The organism is Anaeroplasma sp. (assembly GCF_034179385.1).
In the GTDB taxonomy this organism is placed as follows: Bacteria; Bacillota_I; Bacilli_A; order Acholeplasmatales; family Anaeroplasmataceae; genus Anaeroplasma.
This window is the reverse complement of record NZ_JAXFPY010000066.1, coordinates 1-7,474: the sequence shown is the minus strand read 5'-3', so window position 1 is coordinate 7,474 and position 7,474 is coordinate 1. Positions and strand designations below refer to the sequence as shown.

Annotated in this window: 8 protein-coding genes and 1 riboswitch; of the genes, 2 read left to right on the top strand and 6 right to left on the bottom strand. The window is 32.4% G+C overall.

Features of this window, described 5'->3' with window-relative positions:
• Positions 1-196: 196 nt before the first annotated feature.
• A riboswitch (FMN riboswitch) is annotated at positions 197-309 on the bottom strand.
• A gap of 32 nt (positions 310-341) precedes the next feature.
• Positions 342-1,868, bottom strand: coding sequence for a 2,3-bisphosphoglycerate-independent phosphoglycerate mutase (gene gpmI, locus SPJ17_RS04215; RefSeq protein WP_321092994.1), 1,527 nt, complete (start codon positions 1,866-1,868; stop codon positions 342-344).
• A 34-nt stretch (positions 1,869-1,902) separates the two neighbouring features.
• Entirely contained in the window at positions 1,903-2,832 is a 930-nt protein-coding gene (locus SPJ17_RS04210) for a hypothetical protein (protein ID WP_321092993.1), read from the bottom strand.
• Positions 2,833-2,941: 109 nt separating this feature from the next.
• On the opposite strand from SPJ17_RS04210, the gene SPJ17_RS04205 reads away from it, so the two are divergent.
• Together SPJ17_RS04205 and SPJ17_RS04200 are read left to right on the top strand one after the other, a co-directional pair.
• Complete coding sequence (locus tag SPJ17_RS04205; RefSeq protein WP_321092991.1) at positions 2,942-3,823, top strand: hypothetical protein; 882 nt, start codon at positions 2,942-2,944, stop codon at positions 3,821-3,823.
• Between the two features lie 56 nt (positions 3,824-3,879).
• Positions 3,880-4,011, top strand: coding sequence for a hypothetical protein (locus tag SPJ17_RS04200; protein ID WP_321092990.1), 132 nt, complete (start codon positions 3,880-3,882; stop codon positions 4,009-4,011).
• An 864-nt stretch (positions 4,012-4,875) separates the two neighbouring features.
• On the opposite strand, the gene SPJ17_RS04195 is transcribed toward SPJ17_RS04200, so the two are convergent.
• From SPJ17_RS04195 to SPJ17_RS04180, 4 genes are all read right to left on the bottom strand, one after another.
• The gene (locus tag SPJ17_RS04195; RefSeq protein ID WP_321092989.1) at positions 4,876-5,295 is read right to left on the bottom strand and encodes a hypothetical protein; all 420 of its coding nucleotides are present in this window, start codon (positions 5,293-5,295) and stop codon (positions 4,876-4,878) included.
• A 154-nt stretch (positions 5,296-5,449) separates the two neighbouring features.
• Complete coding sequence (locus SPJ17_RS04190) at positions 5,450-5,608, bottom strand: hypothetical protein (RefSeq protein ID WP_321092988.1); 159 nt, start codon at positions 5,606-5,608, stop codon at positions 5,450-5,452.
• A gap of 434 nt (positions 5,609-6,042) precedes the next feature.
• Positions 6,043-6,531 (bottom strand): hypothetical protein, encoded by a 489-nt coding sequence (locus tag SPJ17_RS04185; RefSeq protein WP_321092987.1) that lies wholly within the window; start codon positions 6,529-6,531, stop codon positions 6,043-6,045.
• Positions 6,532-6,603: 72 nt separating this feature from the next.
• A partial coding sequence (locus SPJ17_RS04180; RefSeq protein WP_321092986.1) for an RHS repeat-associated core domain-containing protein occupies positions 6,604-7,474 on the bottom strand: 871 nt, incomplete at its 5' end.

Here is a 7,474-nt window from a genome sequence, read left to right as displayed (position 1 = left end):
ATTCGTATAATACACCCTATTTTGACATTATTTATGTCTATTATAAAAATATTTTATTTTTTTTATTCCTACTTAATACAAATATATACGAATAGTAATAATAAATAGAGTTTTAAATTTACTAATAAATAAAATAACATGTATTTACTTCAAAAAAATATGCCCCAAATGGGGCATATTGGAAAATCTAAAAAAGATTTTTCTTCTCTCATCCAGACTCTACTGTCGGTTCAGGAATTACACCTGATCATGCAAACGCTCGCGGACTATACCGCCGGTATGGAATTTCACCAAACCCCGAAGTAAATATGAATTTTTTTATAATAACTACTCTTGTAGTATTACTTAACGATTAATGACTTAGATGTCATCTCTTCTGGAATAGGTAATTCTAATAGCTCAAGTAATGTTGGAGCAATATCAGATAAAATACCATCACGAAGCTTAATATTCTTATCTGTAATTACAACTGGTACTGGATTTGTTGTATGAGCTGTGTATGGCTTACCCTCTTCATCTAATAACTTTTCTGCATTACCATGGTCAGCAGTAATAAGTGCAACTCCACCAACCTTATCTAGTGCAGCTACAACCTCACCAACGCAGGTATCTACTGCCTCAACTGCCTTAACTGCAGCAGGGATTACACCAGTATGACCTACCATATCGCAGTTTGCAAAATTTAAGATGATTGTATCGTATTTTTCAGATAAAATAGCTTCTACTACCTTATCCTTAACCTCAAATGCACTCATTTCAGGCTTTAAATCATAGGTTGCAACCTTTGGAGAATTAACTAAGATACGATCTGCACCTTCGATATCTCTATCTGCACCACCATCAAAGAAGAATGTAACATGAGCATACTTCTCTGTTTCTGCAATTCTTAATTGCTTTAAGCCTGCCTTAGCAATGACATCACCATATAGATTGTCAAATGTCTGTAAGCCGAAGGCTAAAGTACCCTTAACCTGATCTGCATATTTCATCATAGATACAAAGTATGTAGACTTAGGTCCTTTTGTTGTATCAAGCTTATAAGGCTTTTCAGGATTATAAACAATACCCTCTGGGTTAGAGAATGCTGTTGCAATTTGAATAGCTCTATCTGGACGGAAGTTTGCAAATACAATACTATCGCCCTCTTCAATCATACCATTCTTATCCGATACGAATGGTATAATAAATTCATCGGTCTTACCAGCTTCATAAGACTTTACTACACCCTCCAAAGCATTAGGATAATATTCACCTTTAGCTTCTGTCATAGCGTCATATGCTAATTGGATACGATCAAAGTTCTTATCTCTATCCATTCCATAATATCTACCACCAACAGTTGCAACCTTAACCTGGCCTTCTTCCATAACCTTAGCTAAGAAATCCTTACCTGATGTTGGAGATGTATCTCTACCATCCATAAATGCATGATAATATACATTCTCTATTCCATTTTCATGTGCAAGCTTTGCAATCGCAATGATATGAGATGTGTGAGAGTGGATACCACCATCACTACATAAGCCTAAAATATGGAACTTCTTATTGTTCTTCTTTGCATTCTCTACTGCAGATAAAATAGCTTCATTCTTAAAGAATTCACCGGTTTTAATATCATAATTGATTCTAGATAGAGACTGTCTTACAACTCTACCTGCACCAATATTCATATGACCAACCTCAGAATTACCCATTTGACCCTCAGGAAGTCCTACTGCATCTCCAGATGCATTTAACTGCTTTGTGTCAAATTCACTAAAAATACGGTCTAGATTTGGTTTCTTTGCCATGCTTACTGCATTAGAATCAGAAGCAGGAGCAATTCCATATCCATCCATAATAATTAACATAACTGGTCTTTTTTTCATTTTATAACACCTCGATATAAAATTATAACTTAAATTACTCTAATCTTCCATACTTTTTTAATAAAAAGTAATTGTTAACGGTTCCAGCACCAATCCATTTTAATTTTGCAGAATCCTCCTCAGCATATTTATCGTATCCCCAGGATCCATTATAATCCCACATACCATGTGGTGCTATGCTATCAATTAAATAATCAAGCTCTTGCATCTTTAAATCATCAAAGGCACTATCCTCTAAATATAAGGCAACATCTAAAGGTCTGTTCGCTTTTTGATTTTTGAAATCATTAGAAATATTCTTCTTAACATATTCTGTTAATTTTTCTTCAATCTTCTTTTGATCCTCTAATAGTAAATTACATTTTCTTAAGGAATTTAATAAGGAATTAAAGCTTATAAGCTCATATTTTGTAAATTCCTCTTTAGCATAAAATTCCTTTAAGATTAAAGGAATGGTTGCTAAAGCCTTCTTATAATAAGCCTTCGTAGGCTTTACAAATAATAGGGTATAGCCTAATAGGGCAGCTGTTGGATGTAATCCAAATAGCTTCTTATTCTCCTCATTATATTCAAATTCCATAGAATGTGCATAATCATTATTGCTCTTAGTATTCGGATTCCAAATACCCTTTACTGGTGGTACACGATTATATAAATAATTGCATGCCTTATTGATGATTTCGTCATATAATTCATTTTGACATGAAGAATCAAAATCTAGCATATCTAAAAGCCTAAATGCTTCATATACCTGATATACACTAGAATTTACATTATAATTATCAATATATAAGCCATGGCCAAAGCCACCATCTTTATTGACATATAGCATTAAGCAATCTAGTAGCATTTCCTTAGGTAAGGAGCCCTCAAGTGCACTAAAAATACAAATATCTATATCTCTAGATTTAAGGCTTACCTGTCTTGCCATATCGTCTTGCTTTTGTTTTGTTAATAACTTCATTTAAAAAACACCTCACAAACATTTAATATTGTACATTAAAACAATCAAATTTAAAATAACTCTATAAAATTTTAATGAATTATTTTATAATAATTTAAGAGGTTTTACTATGAAGGGCGCATTATTAAATTATTTCTTTTTAATGAAGACAATTAAAGAATTACCAAATTCTATGACAGATAAATTTCCAAAGGATAAATCTGCCTATTTTAATTTTGCCAATTTTATAAATGTTTCTACCTATTCTTTTATATATAATCCATTTAAAAAGGATAAATATAAGCTTCACGAGCTCATAAGAAATAATTATAAGGAATTCATAGTTGAGGTATCTATTCTATTTAAGGCACATATGGAGGATAGTGATTCAATCTTCATTGATGGAATATTATTCCTATATGGATTAATTTCCACCAATACACTTATGGATTATTTATATCCATATATTAAAGGAATCAAAAAGGATTCCTATAATTTAGATAAAGCCCTAAATTATCTAGATTCCTATATTGCAGCTAAGGATAATATCGATTTAACAAAAACATCCCTTTATGAATTATTCCCAAATGCATATACCTATTATGATTCTATTGAGGAATTCATAAGAAATCCATTAATTAAATGCTTCCGCTTTATGGGTTCAAATTCTTATTACAAGAAATCCTATAAAAGATTTCATACCGCATGTAAAAATTCGAATAAGAGGGGAAGATTATGGGATTATATCTTCTTTGATAAGCTATTCCACAAAAAGGATAAAAAGGAATATTTAATCTATACCAAATATGAGGATTTAAGCCTACTTAATCTAAAAAAGGAAGATTATATTGTAAATGGTATTACCTATAATTCAACATTCGAGGAGGTATTAGATAAAGCATTAGAGTTATCTCTTAAAAGAATACATGCATTAAATAGCTATTTATTCTTAGAAAAGAAAGATCAAGAATTTAGATTGGAATTTAATATAGATAAGAATAAAAAGCTATAGGATATATGTTTACGATTGAAACAATAAGATGAATCATCAAGAAATTCACCTTAGATATGGCTTATGATGTACATATAAATTCATTAATTATAGATAATAGAAGATTTGTACTAGATGAGGTATCTACCTTCAATGGATATGTGAAGGAGGCAGTAAATGCCTTCTTACCAATAATTCCTAAAAATTAGGAATTCACGAGGTATTAGTTATATGTCTTAAGAAAATATTGCATCCATGGCTGTACTTAAAAGTACAGGCTTCATAAAAATTTATGAAAAATTAGGCTTATATCAAGGGGAAGAAAGAGAAATATTTAAAAGCGTCTGGAAAAATAGGGTAGAGGAAAGAAAATAATCTTTGCCCTCCCATTGCACCGTACGCACGGGTCTCGTATACGTCGCTACATTTATATTATTCACAAACCACCTAAGGTCGTACAATAGAGGATTGACCAAACCCGGTCTATTCCTCTTTTTGTTTGGCTTAGAAAGTAAATCAGCACTAATTAAATAGTTAACAATCTTTGATTTTACGTTTACCATTAGGGTTTTAGTTTGTGTTGCAACCTTACACTTAACCATTTACCATTTAGCCTCATCAAGTTTCTGTTCGTAGCCAAAAATTGCTACATCACTTCCTTCATCCCAACATCGCTGTTTTCGGTTTGTGGTTCGCTACACTTGGCGGTAAATACCCGTGACTGGACTTTCACCAGTAAGACTTACGCCATGCCCGGCACACAACAAGAAAGGCGAATTTACTTAATGTGTAAACTCGCCCAGTTTGTTTGTGAAAGTAATTTGCTATTATTTAGTATTATAAATTTTATAATATATATTTTTACTATTCTTCTATTATCTAAATTTGTTAACAATTACCGCTATTAGCCATTAAATCCCCAATACTAGTCCTAATAATACAAACATTGCAACAATTCCAACTATTGCATGTTTAAATGTCATTCCTTCAGGATTATTTCCAAACGCAGCAGAAATCGACATTAACAAACAATGCAAACAATATTTAATAAACTCCCACATCATTTATACCTCTTAAAAACTATTGATAAGAGAACCAGCAACGCCTCCTGCGAAGCGAATAACTCCAGTTTTTACAGCAGGAATTGCCCATAATGCAGAACCAATATCTCCCATCGTTAGCCAATGATTTGGATTTCTTGGTGCAATTTTAGATAGTAATTGTGGTCCAAACTTTCCTGCTAAATATCCCGCTCCTTGAGCGGCACCAGAAACCAACAAAGAAATTCCTAAAGATTTCATTGTTTCACCAAATGTTGCATTTTGATTCAAACTATTTAGTAATGATGTTCCTCCGGTAACAGCAAATTTTCTTGCCACTGCCCAACCACCTGCTCCATATGTTGCAGCCGTTGTACCCCAAATAATCAATGTACTCTTTGTGAAGTTTTGAGAAATAGATTTTACAAGAGAATTTGCCGCTCTACCTCCCATAAGTTCATTACTTTTTGATAACCCATACCTGCTCCATATTTGTCAAATGCAGTTAAAATCGCCTTAACACCAGTCCTTCCAATATCATCTAGATTACTCCCAATAGATTTAAAGTGTTGAGCACCTCTTCCACTAGCCAAGCCTCCCAATGGTCCTAATCCAGTGCAATTAATGCACCAGATAAACTAAAGTCATCATGGAATACAGGCGAATCTAATGTGTATTGTGCTAAATCCATTCCTGCTCCTGCAGCGATAGATCCAATTAATCCAATACCAGTGTAAGCTAATGCCGTTGAGGCAACTGCAAACAACCCATCAACTCCTGCTTGAAGCCAGTTTACATCACATATTGAGCATACTGACTAATTGCACTAGCTGTTGTACCAATAGCAAATGACACAACCAACCCTACAATTATAGAGATTGCAATATGTCCTGTAGGATCATACTTATTAACGGGGGCGTTGCTGCAGTACGCATATAAATTTAATCCGTTGATACTTTGAGGATCTAAATACTCAATGCTATCTGGACTTATAAACCATAAAGTTCCGGAGAAGAATATCTAGAGTTGCAATAGAATAACTGAGTTTGGACGGGGCTATTACGAGTGTCCTCATAATAATAATATCTTAATTATAATGTGTTAGTAATGAAATTGGTATCCAATTTGCAAATATAAAGCACTTTGAGAAATATTATGAAATAATATTCTTCTTATGCTCTTTCTAAAATCTATGATTCGTCATAAATCAAAATAATTATTTAACAATCTTTTAAATTTTGGTTCATCTGCAAATCGAGCAATATGTCTAACAAAAGTTCCGTCATTTAAAAAAATAGCTGCCATTCCATATGCAATACCACCTATAACAGTACATGACAAAACTATTAATTCTCGATTTTCCATATATATTATAATGGTATAACCGACTGGTGAATTAACACTTTCCATTTCTATATGAAAAGTAATTGAAGATAATTCGTAAGCAAATTCATCAATTTTTTCCGTTTCCAACGTTTCAATAATTCTAATATTATCAATATCAAAAAATAAAATTGTGTCTTCTTCAACATTAATATTGGTTGGATTATCATTTTCACATACTACTAATTGAATTTGGGTTGCTTGATTTATTATATTACTAGCATCAAAATAGTAAGTAGCAGGATCAGATACGCATCCACTCAGTAATACAAAAATAAATAAAGAAATAACATACATTCTTTTCACGTAAATCACCAAATATTATAAAATTAAATAACCTTATACTATATTCCTTTCTTTAGTCTCTAAATAGTAGATTTATAACCAATATAAAGCAGTAAATGGAAAACATAATGTACTTACTGCATAATAACCCCATGCATTCCATATTTCAGTACTACTATGTGTTCTACCTTTGACACCACCTAATATATCTGCCATTGTTTCCCATGGCGCTCCATAATAATTTCCATCTTTATCCCATTTCCCTAGTTTGGAAGGTGAAGGTATTCCTACAGTAAAACCATAAGTACCAATACCCATCATCATTAATTGCCAGTTATGACCTCTCTCGTGCCGTAATGTATCTACACCGCTACCTTTAGTTAAAAAGATTGCTCCAAACGATCCAGAACGACCTCCAGCAGCAGTTCTAAATACAGGGACCCCTTTATAAAATGAAACTTTACTAGAATTTAAAGTTGCGGATTCATCTGTGTTAAATGGGTTCCAACCAATTGCGTTCATATCATTCCTAATATCTTCATCAAATATTGAAGCAACTGCCATTCCAGCATAACTCAATACCGATGTTGCCACTTGTAAAGCTGTTCCCCCTACTGGTGTAAATAATAATACAGCAGCTAAAATTAGCAATGGAAAATGCCCTGTAGGATCATACTTATTAACCGGATCATTACCACAATATGCATATAGATTTAATCCAATAACACTCGATGAATCTAGGTATTCTATAGAATCTGGGGTAATAAATCTTAATAATACAGGATTATAAAATCTACTCTTTAGATAATATAATTCTATATCTGTATCATAATAATATCCTTTATATCTGAAATTAGATATTACAGATCCTGTTTGATTTATGATGTTACCAAAGGCGTCATAATCAAATTTAGATACTATTGTTCCATTATTATCTATAATTCCTATGATATTATTTAATACA